Raw genomic sequence first — 20347 nt, 5'->3', positions numbered from 1 at the left:
CCCGGGGCGTGCTCGTGCCGGGGCCGTGCGGGACCGTGCGGGACCATGCCCGGGCGCGGGGCGGGCGGTCACCGGGCGCGGGTGGCCCCCAAACGCCGGAGGCGGGCGGGTTACTGGAGGTCACGCCGCCTCCGCCCCGGGCCACCGCGTACCGTACGTGCCCCACTCGGCCCGGGGTACTTCCGCTCTACGGGCGGTTCCGGCCGCGCGGGCCCGCGTGAGGCGGTGCCGGACCCCTGCGGCCCCGGGCCGGGAGCGGTCGCCCCGGCCGGAGGCGGCCCGCACGGGAGGGCCTCTCTTCCAGATGGCCGCGCACAGGGGAGCCCCCGGCCCAGGTCTTCGGTTCTGGCGGCCGGGGGCTCCGAGCCCGTGGATACGGGCGGAAACGTCAGAGGTTGACGCCGAAGTCGCGGGCGATGCCCTCCAGACCCGAGGCGTAGCCCTGGCCCACCGCACGGAACTTCCACTCCGCGCCATTGCGGTACAGCTCGCCGAAGACCATCGCGGTCTCGACCGCCGCGTCCTCACTCAGGTCGTAGCGCGCGATCTCGGCGCCGCCGGCCTGGTTGACGATACGGATGTACGCGTTGCGGACCATGCCGAAGTTCTGCGAGCGGGTCACGGCGTCGTAGATCGAGACCGGGAAGACGATCTTGTCGACATCGGCGGGCAGCCCGGCCAGATTGACGTTGATCTGCTCGTCGTCACCGCCGCCCTCGCCGGTGCGGTTGTCCCCGGTGTGGACGATGGTCTGGTCCGGGGTGGCCCGGTTGTTGAAGAAGATGAAATGAGCGTCGGAAGCGACCTTCCCCGCAGGGTTCACCCCGATCGCGGAGGCGTCGAGGTCGAAGTCTGTGCCGGTGGTGGTACGGACGTCCCAGCCGAGGCCGACCGTGACGGCTGTCAGGCCCGGTGCCTCCTTGGTGAGCGAGACGTTGCCGCCCTTGGACAGGCTTACTGCCATTGGGATGTCCCCTTTGTGGTCGAGTCTGTGGGCTTGAGCCCTGCCGAAGCTACCGTTATCCCTCATAACGCATGCGGAGGACCAGCAGGTTCCCTGTGATTTTCGGTTCATCGCCGATTCGTGACACGAGTCCACGCGTGCCGTGGGCAAAAGGTGGTGACGAGAAGGCGGTGCGCACGCGACCATGGACACATGTCCGGGCCCTATGTCATCCGTGGCTCCGTCTCCCTCCCGGAGGCCGAGCTGATCTGGCGTTTCTCCAGGTCGTCGGGGCCCGGCGGCCAGCATGTCAACACCAGCGACACCCAGGTCGAACTCCGCTTCGACCTGGCCGCCACCGAGGCGCTGCCCCAGGTCTGGAAGGACCGCGCGCTGGAACGGCTGGCGGACCGGCTCGTCGGCGGTGTGATCGCTGTCCGCGCCTCGGAGCACCGCTCCCAGTGGCGCAACCGCGAGACGGCGGCGGTCCGTCTGGCCTCCCTCCTCGCCGAGGCGACGGCTCCCCCGCCGAAGCCGCGCCGCAAGACCCGGATCCCGCGCGGCATCAACGAACGCCGCCTGCGCGAGAAGAAGCAACGCGCGGAAACGAAGCGGGGCCGCACGGGCCGCGACTGGGGTTAGCCCGCGCGCATGACATGGTCCCGCCCGCGCCTGGTCGGCCTTCCTGCTCGCCCAAAGCCGTGCCCAGCCTGCCGAGGGGAGTGAACCTCTCCAAGGAACGGCGGGTCCAATAGGATCCCCGCATGATCCGAGCCGTGGTGTTCGACGTCGGTGAGTGCCTGGTGGACGAGACCCGAGAGTACGGGACATGGGCGGACTGGCTCGGCATCCCGAGACACACCTTTGCCGCGATGTTCGGCGCGGTGGTCGCCCAGGGGCGGGACTATCGCGACACTTTCCAGGTGTTTCGTCCGGGCTTCGATCTGCACGAGCAGCGTACGGCGCGGGCCGCAGCCGGACAGCCGGAGCATTTCGGCGAAGAAGACCTCTATCCCGATGTGCGGCCGACACTCGCCCTGTTGCGCGCTGACGGCCTCTGGCTCGGCATCGCGGGTAATCAGACCGCGAGAGCCGGTGGCATTCTGCGTGAACTCTTCTCCCGTGACGTCGACGTGATCAGCACCTCGGACGACTGGGGTGCCGACAAACCGGACCCGGTGTTCTTCGAGCGCGTTGCCGAAGCGGTGCCTTTCGAACCGGACGAGATCCTGTACGTCGGTGACCGCCTCGACAACGACATTGTTCCCGCGACCGCCTCCGGCATGGCCACGGCACTCGTGCATCGTGGGCCGTGGGCGACCATCCAGTGGGATACCGACGCGGCGAAGCAACTGCCGACTCTCCGGGTCAGGAGTCTCACGGAACTTCCCGAGCACATCTCCGAACTCAACGGGCAAGGGCGCTGACGGTCGTCGACCGCGGTTCAGGGCCAGAGCCCTTCGGACGTGAAGTGGGTACGCAGCAACGTCTGCCGGGGAACTGGTCCTGGCTTCCTAAGCAGCCCCCACCAGCCCGCGAGACCGTTCGGTGAAGTCGGCGACGAGCCGGTGATCGCCGAACGGCCTCAGGCGGCGGCGCAGATCCCGTACGGCTTCGATACACCGCGAACTCCTTACCTGGCGTGATAGCGAGAGGGTACGGAGCCCCGCCGCATGACCCGCCTCCAGGTCCCCGCGCTGCAAATGGGATACCGCGAGCGCCGCCTGCGACATCGCACCCCGCCGTGCCCGGCGCTGCCGCCGCGCGTGGTCGATCGACAGCCGGGCATGCTTCTCCGCCGCATCCGCGTCACCCAGGTCCCCGAAGGTGTTCGCGTGTTCGCCGTGCAGATACGCCGAGTCGATGAAGACCGCCCACTCCGCCTCGTCGTCCGCCCGGACACGGCTGAAAGCCGTCTCGGACCGGACCACGGCCCGGGCGGCTTCGGACGCCTCGCCGAGTTTGGCGAGCGCGCGGGCCTCAAGGGCCCAGAGGTCCGCGAGGCACGCATGCGACGTGTTCCTGCCGAGGCCCGCCCGGCCCGCTTGCGCGAGCCGACGGCCCTCCGCCGGGTTGCCCAACAGGGTCGCCTGATCGGCCATACCGGCCAGCACATGAGCGCCCAGCGCGGCGTTCCCGGACTCCTCCGCGAGGCGCAGGGACTGTACGAGATAGCGCTGGGCGATGCCGTGCTCGCCGTTGTCGTACGCCATCCAGCCGAGCAGGTAGGTCTGTTCGGCGGCTGCTTCGCACAGGGCGTGCCGTACGTCTTCGGAGTGTGTTCGGCGCAGGAGCGGATAGACGTGCTGATTCATGTACTCGGCGAGGATCAGGCGACCGGATCCGCCGCCCTGGAGCACATCCATGCGCTGGAACTCGCCGAACATGTTCCGCACCGCGGTCACATCCTCCAGACGTACGCGCGGTCCGGACTTCGCCTGCTGGTCAAGGGTATTGAGCAGCCAGTCGCGGGAAGGGCCGATGGCCGCCACGGCGGCGAAGGGGGCGACGGCCAGGAAGTTCCGGCGATCCACATCCGCCCGGCCCAGGTCCGCGACCGTTTCGACGGTTGCCGGGAAGGACCGGTGGTAAGCGAGCGATCGCCCGGCGCCGGACGAATCGCCGAGACCGAGACCGAGACCGAGATCGTACGTCGTCACGCGGAAACCGAAGTGTGCGGAGAACACGTCCGCGAGGATGTCGGGCACCGGTGTGCGGGGCCGCAGGCCGGCGACCCACCGTCGTACGGCAGTTCCGTCGGTCTGGATGTGCGGCTGCCCCCACACCTTGGCCGTGGCTCTGACCCGTTGGGCGAGTTCCTTGTTACTCATGCCGGACCGTTCGAGCCAGTCCGTGAGGCTTGTGTTCGGCGACGTCATATGGAGCCCTTACCCCTCGGTCGCGGGCAGTAGCGGTGTGCCACTCATTGCCACCCCCTCCGACGGTACCGCCAGGGCCGGGTGTGCGGTTGTCTGGACGGACGAATCAGGCAACCTGCAACGGGAGTTGACGCCATGACGTGCAAGTCACGTCGGTCGTGCGGTGTGGGCACGCCGATGCTCTTGAGTGAGACCGTGAAAGTGGGGCCATGAGGCCAATGGCGGAGCAGACGAGCTGGCTCATCGGGCCGGACCGGTCCGAAGGTGTTTCCGAGCCGATGCGCGAGATCGAGTGCACCTCCGGAGACGAGGGCTCGGAGGCATGCACCGTCGGGCTCGGGCCGGAGGCGTGGGCGATCTCGCATGCGCGGGTGACCGGGCATACCGGGTTCCGGGAGATCAGGACGGCGTATCTGCGGGTGGTGCAGGCCGAGGGCGGTCCCGTTGGAGAAGGGGCGAGCGGGCCGGAGCGCGGGGCCGCCCCTGGAGGGACGGTCTGCCGCCCCTCCGGTCCCGCCTTCGGGTCGCCGCCCCCGGAGGCCGGTGCCGACGATCTGCCGGCCGAGGCATAGCGGTCCCTCGAAGTCCCAGCGTCAGAACACAGACCACGCCCGCGGCCTTCGCCGACCCGTCGCGGGCGTTCCCGGCCCCGGTCCGCCACCCCCAGTGGGCCGGGGCCACCCCGCCGATTCCGCCGGAAACGGAGAGCTGCCAGATGCGTACCCTCATCACGCGCGCCCTGCTGTGGGCGCTGGAGCGGGTCTTACCCGAGCGCGCGGACGTGTTGCCCGCCAGCCCCGAACCGGACGACCTCTGGGCCCGGCCCTGGACCACCCCCACTCCGCACCACGTCAGGGAACGGCACACTCCGCTCCGGGGCGAGGACACCTTGCTCGTACGGCCCTACGCACCGCTGGACGACACGCTCCGGCTCACGGCGGTACGGCCCCGACGGGTGCTGTTCTACGCGGCCGGGGGACTCCCGGGGGTGACGGTGTGAACGCGGGGCGCTCGACAACCCCGTACCGCCGCTGCTCACCGCGCACTGCACCCGCTGTGGGCGCCTCACCCACGCCCCCATCCCCATTCGTTGGTTGGAACGCTCGCTCCACTATGCATGCCCGCACTGCGCACCCTTTCTCACCCCCGGACCCACCCCGGGCGAACAGGTCCGATGCCGGTGAGCTACCCCGTGTGGCACCCCCGCCGCGTACGCGGCTGATCGGGTACACAGGGTTTCGCGCTGTGCGGGCGCCACGACGGGATGTGGCGGTACTGGGGATGGCCGACCGGCTGGGACTGATGGGGTAGGGCGCGGTGTCCGGACGGGTGTCACCGGGTGGCGCACGGCGGAATGCGCACCGGGTTCCGTGTGAGCGTCGGGGCGCTGGGCAAGCCCGTACCGCCGCCGTGCACTGCACCCACGGTGGGCGCGTCACCCACGCCCCCACCCCCATCCGCTGGATGGAACGCTCGCTCTAATACGCAATGCCCATGCTGCGGGCCCCTTCTCGCCCCGGGACCCACCCCGGGTGAACAGGTCCGATGATGGTGATATGCGCGGTGGGGCACCCCCGCCGGGCCCGGGTCACGGTTTCCGTACTTGTGGCCCGGGCGGAACGCCCGTATCGGCCGATTGGATGATGTAAGGGTCAGCTGTCCTGGTCGCGGGAAGCGACCGGTGCGCGGACCGGTGGACGGGGTGCCGTGGCGCAGGGTGGAGGAACAGTGCGGTACGAGCCCTTCGCCGCCCGGCCGACAGCCGCCCGAGTCACACAGGAGTGAGCCCATGAACAGTGCCGTCGACACCAGGTTGCTGGAAGCCGCCCGTGGCGGGGACGCCGAGGGGGTGGCGGCCGCGCTCAGGGAGGGTGCGGAGATCGAGGCGCGGGACGAGCGGCTGCGTACGCCGTTGCTGCTGGCCTCGCTGGGGGACCATGTCGAGGCCGCGCGGGTGCTGGTCGCCGCGGGTGCCGACCCGGACGCGCAGGACGACCGGGCGGACAGCGCCTGGCTGGTCACCGGGGTGACGGGGAGTGTCGCGATGATGCGGGCGCTGCTGCCCGCCCGGCCGGACACGGCCCTGCGCAACCGCTTCGGCGGTGTCTCGGTGATCCCCGCCAGCGAGCGCGGGCATGTGGCGTATGTACGGGCCGTGCTGAACGAGACCGACATCGACGTCGATCACGTCAACGACCTGGGCTGGACGGCACTGCTGGAGGCGGTGATCCTCGGGGACGGCGGGCGGGACCACCGGCAGATCGTGGAGACCCTGCTGGCGGCGGGGGCCACCCCGACGATCCGGGACAAGGACGGGCTCACCGCGCTCGACCACGCGGAGCGGCGCGGGTTCGAGGAGATCGCCGCCCTGCTGCGGAACGCCCGGTGAAAGGCGACAGGGAGAGCCTGAGGGCGGGGCGGGTGAACGGCCGGAGGAAGGACCTCGCGCGGGGACCGGTCGAAGGCCCGGCGAAACGCCCGAAGAGGCGTCGCGCCCTGCTCGTGGTGCCGGTCCTGCTGGGGCTGCTCGCCGGGTGCGCACAGGACCCGGGCGGCGCGGACCCGGACACACGGCAGGGCGCGGCGCAGGACCAGGGCCGGGGTACGAGCCCGAAGCCGCCCGCGGCCTCCGCGCCGGCGCCCGGCACACCCACCCCCGCCGGGACCCTCCTCGTCGCCGACTTCGGCGGGGACACCGTCACCTTCATGGACCCGGAGCGCGGACCCTTCGCCTCCGTCGAGGTCGGGACCGCGCCGTACGGGCTCACCGTCGGCGCGGACGGCCGTGCCTGGGTCGCCACGGCCGAGGGGGTCGCGGTCGTGGACACGCGCACCCGCGAGAGCCTCGGCCGTATCCCGTACCGGACGGAGACCGGGCCCGTCACGGACGGCGAGTACCGGGGCGGCGGGATGGGGATCGCGCTCGCGCCCGACGGGAAGCGCCTCTATATAGGGGTGAACGTGCCCGGCGGGGCCGGGGTGCTGGAGGTCGTCGACACGGCCTCCCGCCGGGTCGTGGACACCGTGCCCGTCGGCCGCAGGCCCTTCGACGTGGATGTGTCACGCGACGGACGCGAGGTGTACGCGACCAACCACGACTCCTTCGATGTGACGGCCGTGCGGACCGACGGTCTCGACGCCCGCCGCTTCGAGGTGGCCCCGTACGGCACGGAGGGCGGACTCGGCTCCTGGCTCAAGCCGCACTACGCGGCCGTACGGGAGGACGGGCGGCTGCTGCTGCCGTTCGAGGGGGAGCGGCTGGCGGTGCTCGACCCGCGCACCGGGCGGGTGACGATCGAGCGGATGACGGCCGACACCCACCAGCACGGCGCCGCGCTCACCCCCGACGGCACGCTGCTGGCGGTCGGCACCGGACCGATCGGTTCGGCCGAGGGGGACGCGTCGCTCACCATCCGTGCCAAGGACGGCCGGGAACGGGTCGTCCCCCTCGAAGGGCCGCACGAGGACGTGGCCGTGTCCCGGGACGGCCGGACGGCCTATGTCACCGGGGGCTTCACCAGGGACGGTTACTGGGACGGCATCACCGTCGTCGGCCTCGCGGACGGCGACACCCGCCGGCTGCCGGGCGGCTCGCGCCCGTTGGGCATCGCGGTCCTGTAGCGGGGCCGGGCCCCACCCGGCCAGGCCCCACCCGGCCAGGCCCCACCCGGCCGGGCCCCACCCGGGCCGGGTGGGGCCCGGCTGCTGGAACCGGAGGGGGCGGGGCGGTCGGCCCAGCTGCCGGTGCTGGAGAGGGCCGGCCGGGTCGGCCCAGCCGCCGGCCGGGCCGGGCGGTCAGCCCAGCTGCCGGTACCGGCCGCGGAAGTACGTCAGGGGCCCGCCCTCCGCGCTCGGCAGCCCCACCTCCAGTACCCGCGCGATCACCAGGGTGTGATCCCCCGCGGGCACCCGCTGTTCCGTACGGCACTCCAGCGTCGCCAGGGCGCCGCCGACGAGGAGGGCGCCGCTGACCTTCCCCCGGGTATAGGGGATGTCGTCGAAGAGGAGGCGGTCGCTGACCCGGCCCTTCATCGCGAAACGGCCCGCGATGTGGCGCTGGCTCTCGGAGAGCACGGACACCCCCCACAGGGGCTGCTCGGACAGGAGGTCGTCCATCCGGGAGCCGTTGCGCAGGCTGACCATCACCAGCGGAGGGTCCAGCGACACCGAGACGAACGCGGTCGCCGTCATCCCGGCGTCCTCGCCCCGGGGGCCCGCGTCGTCGTCGCGCGCGGTCACCAGGACCACGCCCGCCGCCAGCCGGGACATGGCGGCCCGGAACTCCTCGTTGCTCACCCCCTCAGCATGGGGGATCGCGGCATGCAGAATCGCGGTCGCGGTCGCTGGATCGGGATCGGGGCCGGTGGCCGGTGTCGTCTGGAGCACAGTCGCACGCTAGCCGCGGGAACCTTCCCGGCGCATCGGGCGAAAGGACCGGCGAAAGTCCTAGGACCACGGAGGGGCGGCGGGGAACCCGGGAAGGCCCCCGGTCCCGTGAGCACCCGTGAGCACCCCGGAGAAGCCCGGTACGCCCTCCCGGCCGCCTTCCCTCCCGGCGTCTTCTCGCGGGCCCGGATGCGCCCCTCCATACGCCCCCGTCCCGCGCCCCCGCCGCGCCCCCGTCCGGTTCGTCGGCAACACCGATTTGCTCTCAGAAAACGCTGGTAAGAGCCAAACGCACTTCCACGCGGAAGCCTTGGTCACTCATCTGTCGATGTGACTTGAGTCACAGAGGGCGGTATTTGTTGACCCTGTGTACCGAGTGGACAGCTCGCTGTGATTCAGTGGCCGGGAAACCGCGTGACGAGTAGTGCGCGAGACGACCGCGAGAAGACCGCAACAAGAAGGCCGAAGAGATACCTGGAGTCTGCTGTCGAGGTCTCGGGGAGAGCGAGCATGGAGACCGAGTCGGAGCCCTACGTCCGTCTTGCGTCCCTGCGGCAGCTGCACAAGGTGGTCGCGGACCTCAACATGGCCCGCAGCCTCGCCGACACGCTGCAGACCGTCGCCGACGGGATAGTGGCCGGTCTCGGCTATGAGCTGGCCTGTGTCAACCTCGTACGACCCGACGGGGATCTCGTCGTCGCCGCGTTCGCCGGAAGTGCCGCCGCCGAGGCCCTGATCACCGGCCGGGTCGGCTCCCGCCCGTCCTGGGAGCGCCGGCTGTCCATGGGGGAGGCGTGGGGGGAGCTGCGGTTCATCCCGCACACCGAGGGCTGGGTGCTCATCGAGGACGATGTGCCCCAGTGGCACACCGACGGACCCGAGCCCCGCTTCGAGGACGAGTGGCATCCGCGCGACCGCCTCTACGCGCCCATGTACGCCTCCGGCACCGGCCGTGAGCTCCTCGGCGTCATCTCGGTCGACCGGCCCCGCAACGGGCGCCGTCCGGGCCCCTGGGGGCGGGAAGCCCTCCAGATGTACGCGTCCCAGGCGGGCATTGCGATCAGCAACGCACGGCTCAGAGCAAATATGCAGCGCGCGCTGGTCCGCCTGGAGCGAGAGCAGCAGGCGCTGCGCGCCAGCGAGGAGTCGTTCCGGCAGGCGTTCGAGTACGCGCCGAGCGGTATGGCGATCGCCGAGATGGGCGGTGACCAGCACGGTCGCCTGCTGCGGACCAATGACGCGCTGTGCCGGCTGCTCGGCCGACCCGCCTCCGCGATGCGCCGCTACTCCTTCGCCGATCTGGTCCACCCCGAGGACGTCGGCACCCTGCTGCGCACCTCCGCCGAGGGCGGGCGGGCCGAGATCCGGCTCGGGCGGCGGGACGGCAGCTATGTCTGGGTCTCGCTGCGCAACTCCGTCGTCGCCGACACCGCCGACGGCCCCCGCTTCCTGCTCACCCACGTCGAGGACATCGAGGACCGCAAGCGCCACGAGATCCAGCTCGCGCACCGGGCCTCGCACGACGCGCTCACCGGTCTGCCCAACAGCGCCGAGCTGCGCGCGAGGCTCAGCGCCAAGCTGTGCGAGCTGCCGCAGCCGGTGGGGCGGGGCACGGCGGTCGGTGCGATGGACGCGGCGTACGAGTCCGAGGCCGAGGCGATCTACAGCACGGACGGCTTCGACTTCAGGTCCCCGGGCGACCCCTACGACCACCATGTGCACACCATCGCGCCCGACGGCGACCTCGACGACGGGGCCAAAGGGCTCGCCGTCCTCTTCTGCGACCTCGACGGCTTCAAGTCGATCAACGACCGCTTCGGGCACCAGACCGGTGACGCGGTGCTGGTCGAGGTCGCGCGACGGCTCACCACCGGCGTACGGGAGGGGGACACCGTCGCCCGGCTCGGCGGTGATGAGTTCGTCGTCCTCGCCGACGGCCTGGGCGCGGCGGACGCCGCCGATCTGGCCGTACGCCTGCGGAACGCGATCATCCTGCCGATCCGGGTGGGCGGGCGGAGCGTGCGGGTCGGCGCGAGTTTCGGCGTCGGCTGGGCGAGCTGCGGGATGTCGGTGGACGAGGTGCTGCAATCCGCCGACCAGCGGATGTACATCGAGAAGCGGTCCCGGTCGAAGGTGCACCGCCGGGCGGGCTGACCTGCGGGGACCGGCCCGCGGGCGGGACGCGAAGGTCCCCGCCGGGCCGGGGGACCGTACGGGCGCCGGGGCGGCAGGACCCCCGGCCGGGGCACTGCGCGGCCCGGGTTATCGGGTCAACGCCAGACAATTGGTCACAGCGGAGCGGGTAGGCTCGCCCGCGTCGGCGTAGCGCTGACGACATGGTGAGGGGTGACAAGGGATGACGGCCGCGAACAACGGCGGGAATACGCCCGAGGACGACGACCCGTTCGGCTACCTGTACGAGGACGGTCAGGCGGCGGGCGCCACACCGCCCGGCCAGAGCCGCGGTTACGGCTACCCGGGTCCCGCCGCGCAGCCCGGTGTCCCCAGGACCTCGTACAACCAGGTACGGACGGTCGGCGAGCGCCAGTACGGCGGCCAGTCCCACGGACAGGGTCACGGGCAGGGCCATGGACAGGCGCACGGCCAGGTCCCGCAGCAGCAGGGGTACGGCCCCCAGGAGGCGTACGGGCAGCCGAACGCCCAGTACGCGGCGCCCGAGACCTACCCCGGCGGCGCTCCGGCCCGCCCCGCGCACCCGAACCCCGGCACCGGCCGCGGCGGACGCGGACCCAACACCAAGGGCCTGCTGCTCGGCGCGATCGCGGTGGTCGCGGTGGTGGTCATAGGCATCACCGCCGCTCTGATGACCAGCGGCGGCGACAAGGACAAGGCGGACGGCAACCCCCGGACCGGCGGCGGTCCCAGCGCGGCCGAGTCGGTGAAGCCGAGCGAGCAGGCCCCGAAGACGGAGAAGCCCGCGGAGGCCGCCCTGCCCAAGCAGGACGCGGCGACGCTCCAGCTCGGCGCGCCCGCGCAGCTGGGTACGGACATCGAGGGCGCGGAGGGTACGGGCGGGGCGTTCGTGACCGGCTTCAACGCGGTCGGCGCCTCCGTGACGTGGAAGGCCAGCGTGGCGGAGGCCGGCGAGTACCGGCTCTACGTCCGCTACGCCATCCCCGCGAAGGACGCCAACGCGACCCTGACGATCAACGGCAAGGCCAACTCCAATCCGATACGCCTGAGGAACTTCATCGACTCCTCGGACCCGGAGCTGGAGAAGAACTGGCAGACCACCTGGGCGCCGGTGAACCTGAAGCAGGGCACCAACGAGATCAAGATCTCCTGCGAGCAGGGAAACCAGTGCGACGCGATCCTCGACTGGCTCCAGGTCAGCGACGGGGAGCTCTGAGCAGTCCCAGGAAGTCCGCGACCGTCCCGGCCATCGCCTCGCGGGCCGGGACGAGGTATTTGCGGGGGTCGACGGCGGCCGTCTCCGCCGCCAGGAAGGCGCGGACGGCGCCGGTGTACGCGGTGTTCAGCGCTGTACCCACATTGATCTTGACCATGCCGGCGGCGACGGCCGCGCGGATCTCGGCGTCGGGGACGCCGGACGAGCCGTGCAGCACCAGCGGTACGGGGACGGCGTCGCGCAGCCGGGAGACCAGGGCGTGGTCCAGGGTGGCCGTGCGCTCGGTCATCGCGTGCGAGGAGCCCACCGCGACCGCGAGGGCGTTCACCCCCGTCGCGGCGACATAGGCCGCGGCCTCTTCGGGGTCGGTGCGCACCCCCGGGGTGTGCGCGTCGAGCGGGGTCTCGCCCTCCTTGCCGCCGACCCGGCCGAGTTCCGCCTCGACCCAGATGCCGTGCCGCAGACCGAAGCGGACGACCTCGTTCGTCCGGCGCACATTGTCGTCGTACGAGAGCTTCGAGGCGTCGAACATGATCGAGCCGAAGCCCTCCTCGCGGGCGGCCTCCAGCAGCGCGGGTGAGGTCACATGGTCCAGATGGAGCGCGAGGGGTGCGGAGGAGGCGCGGGCCACGGCCGCCGCGGCTGCGGCGACGGGGGCGAGCCGGCCGCCGTGGAACGCCACCGCGTTCTCGGAGATCTGGAGGATCGCGGGGGAGTCCGCGCTCTCCGCTCCGGCGGCGATGGCCTCCGCGTGTTCGAGGGTGATGACATTGAACGCGGCGACGCCCCGGCCCTCGGCGACGGCGGCGGAGACGAGGTCACCGGTACGGACGAGGGGCATGGGCGCGCCTCACTTTCCGGAGTCGTTGCGGATTCGGCGCCGCGGGCCCGGGGCGCACGACGGCCCCGGATGCGGGCGCCTGGGGCGAGGGGCGGGATGCGACGGGCTCTTGGGGCTCGGGTGCGGGGCCGGGGCGTGGCTTGTGGGGTGCGGGCTCCTGGGGTGGGTGCGCGGGGGCGGGGCCTGGTTCGTGGTGCTGGACGGACTCCGGCGTATGTGGCCCGGGGCCTTGGGGCGCGAGTGCGGGCCGGGGTACGGCGCCATGGGGCGCGGGTCGCCGGGCACGGGCGCCGGGACCGGACGCGGGCCCCTGTGGTGCGGGTGCGGTCCCGGGGCATGACCTGTAACGCAGAGGCCCTTGAGGTGCGGGCGCGGGGCTGGGGCGTGGTTCGTGGGGCGCGGGCCCTTGTGGTGCGGGTGCGGGTGCGGGGCGGGGGCATGACTTGTAACGCAGAGGCCCTTGAGGTGCGGGCGCGGGCCCCCGGGGCGCGGGCACATCGCCTCCGCACGACCCCCAACGCACAGACCCCCACGGCCCTGCCACACCCGCCCCGCTCCGCTCATGCCACCCCCGCCCGCTCCGCCACCGTCACCCTCGGCAGCAACTCCTCGTACGCCGACACATCGAACTCCCCCGCCGCCGGAGCCAGCACCGTCGCCGCCGACAGCGCGACCGCGCGCGAAAGCCGCTCCGGCCACCGCAGCCCCTCCACCACCCCCGCGAGCAGCGCGGCGACCGCGGAGTCGCCCGCGCCCGTCGGATTGCCCTTCACGGGCGCCGGGGTCTTCGCCTGCCAGATGCCCTCCGGCGTGGCCGCGAGGAGGCCGTCCGCGCCCAGGGAGGCCACCACGGAGCGGGCGCCCCTGCGGCGCCCGCCCAGCGCGGCCCGCAGCGGCTCACGGGTGCCGGTCAGCTGCGCCAGCTCGTCGGCGTTCGGCTTGGCGAGGTCGGGGCGGGCGGCGATGCCCCGGCGCAGGGGCTCGCCGCTGGTGTCGAGGAGGACGGGAACATCGGCGGTACGGGCCCGGCGGACGAGTTCCGCGTACGCGCCGACATGGATCCCGGGCGGCAGGCTGCCGCAGAGCGCGACCGCGTCGGCGTCCCGCAGCAGTGAGTCGTACGCGTCGAGGAAGCGGATCCACTCGTCGGCGGTGACGGCCGGTCCGGGCTCGTTCAGCTGGGTGGTGTCCCCGCTCGCCGCGTCGACGACGGCGATCGTGCGGCGCGTGGTCCCGGCGATGGGGACGAGGGCGTCGTGGGGGGTGAGGGGCGCGAGGAGTTCACGCAGGACGGCGCCGGACCGGCCGCCCACGAAGCCGGTGACGACGCTCTCATGGCCGAGGGCGGACAGCACCCGGGCCACGTTGACGCCCTTGCCGCCGGGCCTCTCCCGGACGTCGGTGACCCGGTGGCTGGTGTGCGGGGTGAGGGCGGGCACGCGGTAGGTGATGTCGAGCGCGGTGTTCAGCGTCACCGTCAGGATCACCGCGCCACCCCTCCGTGTTTGCCGTCCCGGTTGTCCCGGTCGCCTCTGCCGTGCCGGCCGCCGCGACCGGCCACCGTGGCCGTTCCGCCGCACCGGCAGCCTGTACGAGTACCAGCCCGTGCACCGGCCCGTGGACGAGCCCGCCGCAGGAGCCCGTGCACCGGCCCGCCGTACGGGTCCGTCGCGACGAGCCCGTCGTGCCGGCCGTACAAGCCCGTCGTGCCGGGCGGTACGAGCCTGCCGTACGAGCCTGCCGTGCCAACCGTACGAGCCCGTCGTACGAACGGTTCGTACGACAGTTTGCCTGCGGTCCTGATCATGCCAAACGCAAGGGCGGTTGGCCCAGACCCCGGACCGACCGCCCCGCCGTTTCTGTGCCGGAATCACCCTAAGAGGGGTCCACCACCCACGCACCCTGGCGCATGACGCCCTTGAGCTGGAACTCCTCGTCCAGGACCACCAGATCCGCGTTCTTGCCCGGCTCCAGCGAGCCGACCCGGTCCCAGACGCCGAGCAGCTTCGCCGGGTTCGCCGAGATCGCCTGGACGATGTCCTCCACGGGGATGCGGTCCACGGTGGCCGCGCGCCGGAAGGCCGTGTCCAGGGTGAGCGTCGAACCGGCGATCGAGCCGCCCTCGACCAGCCGGGCGACCCCGTTGGTGACATCGACGGCGAGCGGGCCGAGCTGGTAGTGGCCGTCGCCGAAGCCCGCCGCGTCCATCGCGTCCGTGATGAAGGCGACGCGGCGCGCGCCCGCGCGGTGGAAGGCGAGTTCGAGGGCGGCGGGGTGCAGATGGGTGCCGTCGTTGATCAGCTCGACGGTGACCCGCTCGTCCTCCAGCAGCGCGGCGATCGGGCCGGGGGCGCGGTGCCCGAGCGGGGGCATCGCGTTGAACAGGTGCGTCGCCACGGTCGCGCCCGCGTCGATCGCCTCGACGGTCTGCTCGTACGTGGCGTCCGTGTGCCCGATCGCGGCGATCACGCCGTGCTCGGCGAGCAGCCGTACGGAGTCGATGCCGCCGGGCAGCTCGGCCGCGAGCGTCATCATCTTCGCGGTGCCGCGCGCCGCGTCGATCAGCTTGCGGACCTCCGACGGGTCGGGGTGGCGCAGCAGTTCCTCGCTGTGCGCGCCCTTGCGGCAGGGGGAGATGAACGGGCCCTCGAAGTGGATGCCCGCCAGATCCCCCTGCTCGACGATCTCGGAGAGCGCCCCGGCCCGGTGCGCGAGGAAGTCCGTCTCGGCGGTCACCAGGGAGGCGACGATCGTGGTCGTACCGTGCTCGCGGTGGGTCAGCACGCCCCGCAGTACGTCCTCGGCGGTGCCGCCGGTGAAGGAGGCACCGCCCCCGCCGTGGTTGTGGATGTCGACGAAGCCGGGGACGATCCAGTGGCCGGACAGATTGCGGGCGGGAGTGTCGTCGGGGGCGGTCCCGGCGAATTTCGTCCCGTCGACGATCAGCCGTCCGTTGTGGACGGTCCCGGTCGGCAGTACCACCCGGGCTCCGGCGAGGATCGTGCAGTCGGCGCGTGCGGCGCTCTCGGCCAGTGCGGCGCGTGCGGCCATTAGACGGTTACCTCCGAGTCGGTGGCGATCAGATCCCAGGCGAGCAGCCCGGCGCCCAGGCAGCCGGCGTTGTCCCCGAGGGCGGCGGGGACGATGGCGGGGAGTTTCTGGAATGTGACGCGCCCCTCGACCGCGGCCCGGAGCGGTGTGAACAAGGTTTCCCCCGCCTCGGCGAGGCCGCCACCGATGATCAGGGTGCGGGGGTCCAGGAGGGTGAGGGCGGTGACGAGCCCGGCGGCGAGGGCGTCGACGGCGTCCCGCCAGACGGCGATCGCCCGGGGGTCGCCGTCCTCGACGGCCTTGGCGCAGTCGGCGGCGTCCGCGTAGCGGTCGCCGCTGGCCTGGGCCCAGGCGCGGGTGACGGCGGAGGCGGAGGCGAGGGTCTCCAGACAGCCCCGCTGGCCGCAGCCGCAGTCGGGGCCGTCGGGGCGTACGACCACATGGCCGATCTCGCCGGCGTAGCCGTGCGCGCCGGCCTCTATGGCGCCGCCGATGCCGATGGCTCCCGCGATACCGGTGCCGAGCGGTACGAAGAGGAACCGGTCGGCTCCCCTGCCCGCGCCGATACGGCCCTCGGCGAGGCCGCCCGTACGGACGTCGTGCCCGAGGGCCACGGGGATGCCCCGCAGCCGGCGGCTGAGGAGGTTGCGCATCGGGACGTCGCGCCAGCCGAGGTTGGCGGCGTAGACGGCGATGCCGAGGTCGGAGTCGACGATGCCGGGCACGGCCACGCCCGCGGCGAGGGCGCTCTGGCCGAAGTGATCGACCCCGTAGGCACGGAGGTCCTCCGCGAAGTCGAGGATCGACTGCACGACGGCATCGGCCCCCCGCTCTCGCCCTGTGGCGCGCCGATCCTCATGGAGGAGCGTCCCGTCCACCCCGACGAGGGCGGCTTTCATGCCGGTGCCGCCCACATCGAGGGCGATGACGTGTCTCACGCGCACAGTCTGGCGGGTGAGCACCCGAAAGGTCTAGTCCACTACACCGGATTGTTGCGTGGCCATACAAATTCAAGTGGCTTTTTTTGGGATTGTTTGCCGCGATTTGGGGTGTGGATGCCTGCGACTCGACCCGTTTGGACCCGATCCGCGCGTGTGAGTGGTTTGCTCGCGCGGAGGGTCGGAAGCCCTCGTTCCGTACGGCGGGACCGGCCCCGGCACAAGATCGCGCCAGCCCCGGGCGGGATCCCGCCAGGGCGGGGCGGCCTGGGGCGCCGGGGCGAGGGGGAGGGGGCGGGCCCGGCCGGGCTCGGGTTCACGGCGGGCGCCTGTCGCACGGTTGGCACCCGGGGGGCCCGGGGGTGCGCGGTGCCGGACACGGGACACGGGGAGCGGGCCGAACCCGGGGACGGGGGACGGGCCGGGACGGGCCCGGGTTCTGGGGGTCCGTCAGGAGCCTGTCGCGCGGGCTGCCGGGGACGGCACCGGGGTGCCGGGCGAACCCGCGGGCCCCTGACCTCCGGCCCGGCCCGGGTGTCGGCGAACCCCGGACCCCGGGTGCCTCCGGTCTCGGGTCCGCCCCGGGCTGCCGTGGGCGAACCCGCGGGCTCTCGGGGGCACCCCGGACCCTGGGTGCCCCGGGCCTCGGGTGCCGGACGAACACCGGGTGACCCCGGCCTCGGGCGAACCCCGAACTTCGCGTGACCCTGGCCTCGCGTCCCGGACGAACCCCGGGGTCCCGGGCGAGGAACCCCGGGCTGGCTGCCGTGGGCGGACCCGCGGGCCCTCGGGCGAACCCCGAACCCCGGATGCCCCCGGGCCTCGGGTGCCGGACGAACACCAGGTGGCCCCGGCCTCGGGTGCCCCCGCCCCGGGGCCCCGGGCCAACCCGGGCGCGCTCAGGGCAGGATCACGCTCCGCGAGAGATTGCGGGGCCGGTCCGGGTCGAACCCGCGCGACTCCGCCAGGGCCACCGCCAGCCGCTGCGCCCGGACCAGATCCGCCAGCGGATCCGCGGCCTCGTTCGCGACCAGCGTCCCGCCGACCGCGGAGACATCGGCCGCCAGCCCCTCCGGCGGCGCGCCGAAGACCCAGGCGACCCGCCCCGGCGCGGTGATGGAGATCGGGCCGTGCCGGTACTCCATCGCCGGATACGCCTCCGTCCAGGCGCCCGCCGCCTCCCGCATCTTCAGACCCGCCTCCAGCGCCAGCCCGTACGTCCAGCCCCGGCCCAGGAAGGTCCACTGCTCCGCCGCGAGCACGGCGTCCGGCAGCGGCTCGGTCACCGCCGACTCCGCGTCCACGGCCGCGTCGGCGACGGACTTCACTCCGGGCACGTCCCCGAGCCCGGCCCGCAGGAACGCCAGCGCGGTCGTGGCGAACCGGGTCTGTACGACGGACTCCTCGTCCGCCCAGTCCAGTACGGCGACCTCGTCGGCCACGTCCATGACCGGCGTCTTGTCGTCCGCCGTCAGCGCGACGGTCCGCACCGTGCCCCTCAGCCGCGCCAGCAGCTCCAGCACCTCCGTCGTCGTACCGGAACGGGTGATGGCGACGACACGGTCGTACGTGCGCCCCACCGGGAACTCCGACGACGCGAAGGCGTCCGTCTCGCCCTGTCCCGCCGCCTCGCGCAGCGCCGCGTAGGCGATCGCCATGAACCACGAGGTCCCGCAGCCCGTGACGGCCACCCGCTCGCCCGGCCGTGGCAGCCCGTCGAATCCTGCGGCCGACTCGGCCGCCCGCCGCCAGCAGGCGGGCTGGGTCGCTATTTCCGTTGCTGTACGGGACATACGGCGTGCTCCTCGCGCGTGCGGGCCACATTCGTGTCGAAAGGTACTCAGCAGCCTGTCTCATGACCCGGTACCCCGGCAATGGTGACCATCGGTGATGAAGAAGTTGCACAAGCGAGACCGCGTGGCATGGACCTCTGAAGAACGATGGGGAAAAATCGCTCCTCATCCCGGGCAGCGTCGGGGGACGTAGCGGGACACCCGGGTGCACATGGGGACGCAACGGGAGCGTCACGGGGGCCTTTCACGCACAAATTCGGGCCGTCCAGCCGTCAGGCTGTCCGGCCCAAAGGTGGGGAACAGCTGTGCACAGGCATCTCTTGGGAGTGACCGCGGCCACCGCCGCGCTGGGGATGACGGCCACGCTGTCGGGCTGCGGCTCGTCCAGCGGCTCGTCCGAGGTCACCCTCCGGCTCATCGCCGCCGACTACGACGTCGACGGCGGACAGAGCAGCAAGGACTACTGGGCCGGGATCAAAACCGAGTTCGAGGCACTGAACCCCGGTGTGAAGCTTCAGGTCCAGATCGAGTCCTGGAACGATGTGGACCGCAAGGTGGCGGAGATGGTCGAGGCCGGCAAGGCCCCGGACATCGCCCAGATCGGGGCGTACGCCGACTACGCCGCCGACGGCAAGCTCTACGCCGCCGAGGACCTTCTCTCCATTCCGGTCCAGTCCAACTTCCTGCCACCGCTGACCGACGCGGGCGAGCACCGGCGGGTCCAGTACGGGCTGCCCTTCGTCGCCTCCACCCGGCTGCTCTTCTACAACAAGAAGCTGTTCGAGGAAGCCGGCATATCGCGGCCGCCCACGACCTGGGCCGAACTGCGCGACAGCGCGCGGCAGCTGAAGGAGAAGACGGACGTCGAGTACCCCTTCGCCCTGCCGCTCGGACCCGAGGAGGCCCAGGCGGAGACCATGATGTGGCTGCTCGGCAACGGCACCGAGGGGTACGTGGGGTCCAGTGGCAGCTATGTGATCGCCTCCGAGCAGAACATCGACACCTTCGAGTGGCTGAAGACCAACCTCGTCGAGAAGGAGCTGACCGGCCCCGTCGCCCCCGGCAAGCTGAACCGCAAGGAGGCGTTCGCGGCGTTCACCCGGGGCGAGGTCGGCATGCTCAACGGCCACCCCTCGCTGATGCACTCCGCGGAGAAGGCGGGCATCGAACTGGGCAAGGTGCCCATGCCGGGACGCGCGGGCAGGCCGAAGGCCACGATGGGGGTCGCCGACTGGATCATGGGCTTCAAGCAGAACGGCAACCGTGCCGAGATCGGGAAGTTCATGAACTTCCTGTTCAACGACAAGAACGTCCTCGACTTCGCCGCGGAGAACGACCTGCTGCCGGTGACGATCTCGGCGTCCGCGACGATGAAGGACGACCCGGAGCACCAGGACCTCAAGGAGTTCCTGGACGCGCTGCCCACCTCGATGCTGCCGCCCGTCGGCAAGACCTCGTGGGCGTCGGTCAGCGAGGACATCAAGCAGCACATCGGCGAGGCGGTCGCCCCCGGCGCCGAGCCCCGTGCGGTCCTGGGCGGCATCGCGCAGCGGGCGGTGTCGAAGGAGACGGGCGAGTAGGCCGCGGCGGTTTTGTTTTTGTGGCTCGGTTCTCCCCCAGACTCCGTCCGGGGGGACCCCCCTTGGGTTCTAACGGTCCTCGCAACACCCGCGATCTGTGGGAGTTGCGAGGACCGTGGGCGTTGAGCGTGCTGATCTTGCGGGATTGAGGGAGCGTTTCCTTGCGCGGCTGGATGCTGTGGGGAACGTGACCGTGGTGGCCCGGGAGCTGGGGGTGAACCGGAACACAGCCTTCGGCTGGGCCCGGAAGGCCGGACGGACTTCTGTGCGCATGCCGCGCAGGCACCCCCGGCGCGACGAGTACGAGCGTCTGCGGGCTCGGGGCGTCGCCCGCCGGGTGGCGGCCCGGCAGGTCGGTGTGAACGAGCGCACGGCCAAGGACTGGGACTGGGGCGTCAGGAAGACCCGCTCTTCGCGCACCTATCCGGACGGGCGCCGTGTCGACTACGCGGCGGGGACCGTCACGATGCCCGATGTGACCACGCCACCGGTGGGCCTGACAGCCCTGGAGAAGCAGCTTCACCCGCGGTTTCTGACACTCGCCGAGCGCGAGAAGATCCGTGATC

Annotated in this window: 17 protein-coding genes and 1 pseudogene; 10 read left to right on the top strand and 8 right to left on the bottom strand. The window is 72.1% G+C overall.

Annotated elements, in window-relative coordinates:
* Nucleotides 1-388 precede the first annotated feature (388 nt).
* Complete coding sequence (locus tag ACIBCM_RS25025; protein ID WP_389271394.1) at nucleotides 389-964, bottom strand: TerD family protein; 576 nt, start codon at nucleotides 962-964, stop codon at nucleotides 389-391.
* Nucleotides 965-1156: 192 nt separating this feature from the next.
* Here ACIBCM_RS25025 and arfB point away from each other — a divergent pair, with 192 nt between their 5' ends.
* On the top strand, nucleotides 1157-1585 hold the full coding sequence (arfB, locus tag ACIBCM_RS25020) for an alternative ribosome rescue aminoacyl-tRNA hydrolase ArfB (RefSeq protein WP_399246793.1): 429 nt from the start codon (nucleotides 1157-1159) through the stop codon (nucleotides 1583-1585).
* A 122-nt stretch (nucleotides 1586-1707) separates the two neighbouring features.
* Complete coding sequence (locus tag ACIBCM_RS25015; protein WP_399246792.1) at nucleotides 1708-2370, top strand: HAD family hydrolase; 663 nt, start codon at nucleotides 1708-1710, stop codon at nucleotides 2368-2370.
* 87 nt (nucleotides 2371-2457) lie between these two features.
* On the opposite strand, the gene ACIBCM_RS25010 is transcribed toward ACIBCM_RS25015, so the two are convergent.
* Nucleotides 2458-3822, bottom strand: a complete 1365-nt coding sequence (locus ACIBCM_RS25010) for a transcriptional regulator (protein ID WP_399246790.1) — start codon at nucleotides 3820-3822, stop codon at nucleotides 2458-2460.
* A 278-nt stretch (nucleotides 3823-4100) separates the two neighbouring features.
* Between ACIBCM_RS25010 and ACIBCM_RS25005 the strand changes: the two genes are divergently transcribed.
* The 4 genes from ACIBCM_RS25005 to ACIBCM_RS24990 all read left to right on the top strand — a co-directional run bounded on the left by ACIBCM_RS25005 (nucleotide 4101) and on the right by ACIBCM_RS24990 (nucleotide 7443).
* On the top strand, nucleotides 4101-4394 hold the full coding sequence (locus ACIBCM_RS25005; RefSeq protein WP_399246788.1) for a hypothetical protein: 294 nt from the start codon (nucleotides 4101-4103) through the stop codon (nucleotides 4392-4394).
* 143 nt (nucleotides 4395-4537) lie between these two features.
* Nucleotides 4538-4822, top strand: a complete 285-nt coding sequence (locus ACIBCM_RS25000; RefSeq protein ID WP_399246786.1) for a hypothetical protein — start codon at nucleotides 4538-4540, stop codon at nucleotides 4820-4822.
* Nucleotides 4823-5611: 789 nt separating this feature from the next.
* Complete coding sequence (locus tag ACIBCM_RS24995; protein WP_399246784.1) at nucleotides 5612-6211, top strand: ankyrin repeat domain-containing protein; 600 nt, start codon at nucleotides 5612-5614, stop codon at nucleotides 6209-6211.
* Nucleotides 6208-7443: a YncE family protein gene (locus ACIBCM_RS24990; RefSeq protein WP_399246782.1), complete on the top strand. Its 1236-nt coding sequence runs from the start codon at nucleotides 6208-6210 to the stop codon at nucleotides 7441-7443. The genes ACIBCM_RS24995 and ACIBCM_RS24990 overlap by 4 nt, the downstream gene beginning before the upstream one ends.
* A 174-nt stretch (nucleotides 7444-7617) precedes the next feature.
* Here ACIBCM_RS24990 and ACIBCM_RS24985 read toward each other — a convergent pair whose 3' ends face one another.
* Nucleotides 7618-8208 carry a flavin reductase family protein gene (locus tag ACIBCM_RS24985; RefSeq protein ID WP_399246780.1) on the bottom strand — a complete coding sequence of 197 codons (591 nt, stop codon included), beginning with the start codon at nucleotides 8206-8208 and terminating at the stop codon, nucleotides 7618-7620.
* 510 nt (nucleotides 8209-8718) lie between these two features.
* On the opposite strand from ACIBCM_RS24985, the gene cdgB reads away from it, so the two are divergent.
* Both cdgB and ACIBCM_RS24975 read left to right on the top strand, forming a co-directional pair.
* On the top strand, nucleotides 8719-10362 hold the full coding sequence (gene cdgB, locus ACIBCM_RS24980) for a diguanylate cyclase CdgB (protein ID WP_399246778.1): 1644 nt from the start codon (nucleotides 8719-8721) through the stop codon (nucleotides 10360-10362).
* Between the two features lie 202 nt (nucleotides 10363-10564).
* On the top strand, nucleotides 10565-11578 hold the full coding sequence (locus ACIBCM_RS24975; protein ID WP_399246776.1) for a CBM35 domain-containing protein: 1014 nt from the start codon (nucleotides 10565-10567) through the stop codon (nucleotides 11576-11578).
* On the opposite strand, the gene ACIBCM_RS24970 is transcribed toward ACIBCM_RS24975, so the two are convergent.
* The 5 genes from ACIBCM_RS24970 to ACIBCM_RS24950 all read right to left on the bottom strand — a co-directional run bounded on the left by ACIBCM_RS24970 (nucleotide 11559) and on the right by ACIBCM_RS24950 (nucleotide 18201).
* A complete protein-coding gene (locus ACIBCM_RS24970; RefSeq protein ID WP_399246774.1) occupies nucleotides 11559-12419 on the bottom strand; it encodes a ketose-bisphosphate aldolase in 861 nt (286 codons plus the stop codon). The two genes, ACIBCM_RS24975 and ACIBCM_RS24970, sit on opposite strands and share 20 nt — an antisense overlap.
* 560 nt (nucleotides 12420-12979) lie before the next feature.
* On the bottom strand, nucleotides 12980-13906 hold the full coding sequence (locus ACIBCM_RS24965) for a 1-phosphofructokinase family hexose kinase (RefSeq protein WP_399246773.1): 927 nt from the start codon (nucleotides 13904-13906) through the stop codon (nucleotides 12980-12982).
* A 388-nt stretch (nucleotides 13907-14294) separates the two neighbouring features.
* Nucleotides 14295-15470 carry an N-acetylglucosamine-6-phosphate deacetylase gene (nagA, locus tag ACIBCM_RS24960; RefSeq protein ID WP_399246771.1) on the bottom strand — a complete coding sequence of 392 codons (1176 nt, stop codon included), beginning with the start codon at nucleotides 15468-15470 and terminating at the stop codon, nucleotides 14295-14297.
* The gene (locus tag ACIBCM_RS24955; RefSeq protein ID WP_399246769.1) at nucleotides 15470-16408 is read right to left on the bottom strand and encodes an ROK family protein; all 939 of its coding nucleotides are present in this window, start codon (nucleotides 16406-16408) and stop codon (nucleotides 15470-15472) included. The genes nagA and ACIBCM_RS24955 overlap by 1 nt, the downstream gene beginning before the upstream one ends.
* An 899-nt stretch (nucleotides 16409-17307) precedes the next feature.
* Nucleotides 17308-18201, bottom strand: coding sequence for an SIS domain-containing protein (locus ACIBCM_RS24950; protein ID WP_399246767.1), 894 nt, complete (start codon nucleotides 18199-18201; stop codon nucleotides 17308-17310).
* A gap of 305 nt (nucleotides 18202-18506) precedes the next feature.
* On the opposite strand from ACIBCM_RS24950, the gene ACIBCM_RS24945 reads away from it, so the two are divergent.
* A complete protein-coding gene (locus tag ACIBCM_RS24945; protein WP_399246765.1) occupies nucleotides 18507-19781 on the top strand; it encodes an extracellular solute-binding protein in 1275 nt (424 codons plus the stop codon).
* A 271-nt stretch (nucleotides 19782-20052) separates the two neighbouring features.
* Nucleotides 20053-20347, top strand: a pseudogene (locus ACIBCM_RS24940) (IS30 family transposase); the annotation flags it as partial.

This window comes from Streptomyces sp. NPDC051018 (genome assembly GCF_044456085.1).
Taxonomy (GTDB): Bacteria; Actinomycetota; Actinomycetes; order Streptomycetales; family Streptomycetaceae; genus Streptomyces.
This window is presented reverse-complemented; position numbering and strand designations above follow the sequence as displayed.

What these genes read in the sequence shown, in the direction of transcription:
- ACIBCM_RS25025 (WP_389271394.1), bottom strand. Translation starts at nt 964, where the DNA reads ATGGCAGTAAGCCTGTCCAAGGGCGGCAACGTCTCGCTCACCAAGGAG.
- arfB (WP_399246793.1), top strand. Translation starts at nt 1,157, where the DNA reads ATGTCCGGGCCCTATGTCATCCGTGGCTCCGTCTCCCTCCCGGAGGCC.
- ACIBCM_RS25015 (WP_399246792.1), top strand. Translation starts at nt 1,708, where the DNA reads ATGATCCGAGCCGTGGTGTTCGACGTCGGTGAGTGCCTGGTGGACGAG.
- ACIBCM_RS25010 (WP_399246790.1), bottom strand. Translation starts at nt 3,822, where the DNA reads ATGACGTCGCCGAACACAAGCCTCACGGACTGGCTCGAACGGTCCGGC.
- ACIBCM_RS25005 (WP_399246788.1), top strand. Translation starts at nt 4,101, where the DNA reads ATGCGCGAGATCGAGTGCACCTCCGGAGACGAGGGCTCGGAGGCATGC.
- ACIBCM_RS25000 (WP_399246786.1), top strand. Translation starts at nt 4,538, where the DNA reads ATGCGTACCCTCATCACGCGCGCCCTGCTGTGGGCGCTGGAGCGGGTC.
- ACIBCM_RS24995 (WP_399246784.1), top strand. Translation starts at nt 5,612, where the DNA reads ATGAACAGTGCCGTCGACACCAGGTTGCTGGAAGCCGCCCGTGGCGGG.
- cdgB (WP_399246778.1), top strand. Translation starts at nt 8,719, where the DNA reads ATGGAGACCGAGTCGGAGCCCTACGTCCGTCTTGCGTCCCTGCGGCAG.
- ACIBCM_RS24975 (WP_399246776.1), top strand. Translation starts at nt 10,565, where the DNA reads ATGACGGCCGCGAACAACGGCGGGAATACGCCCGAGGACGACGACCCG.
- ACIBCM_RS24970 (WP_399246774.1), bottom strand. Translation starts at nt 12,419, where the DNA reads ATGCCCCTCGTCCGTACCGGTGACCTCGTCTCCGCCGCCGTCGCCGAG.
- nagA (WP_399246771.1), bottom strand. Translation starts at nt 15,470, where the DNA reads ATGGCCGCACGCGCCGCACTGGCCGAGAGCGCCGCACGCGCCGACTGC.
- ACIBCM_RS24950 (WP_399246767.1), bottom strand. Translation starts at nt 18,201, where the DNA reads ATGTCCCGTACAGCAACGGAAATAGCGACCCAGCCCGCCTGCTGGCGG.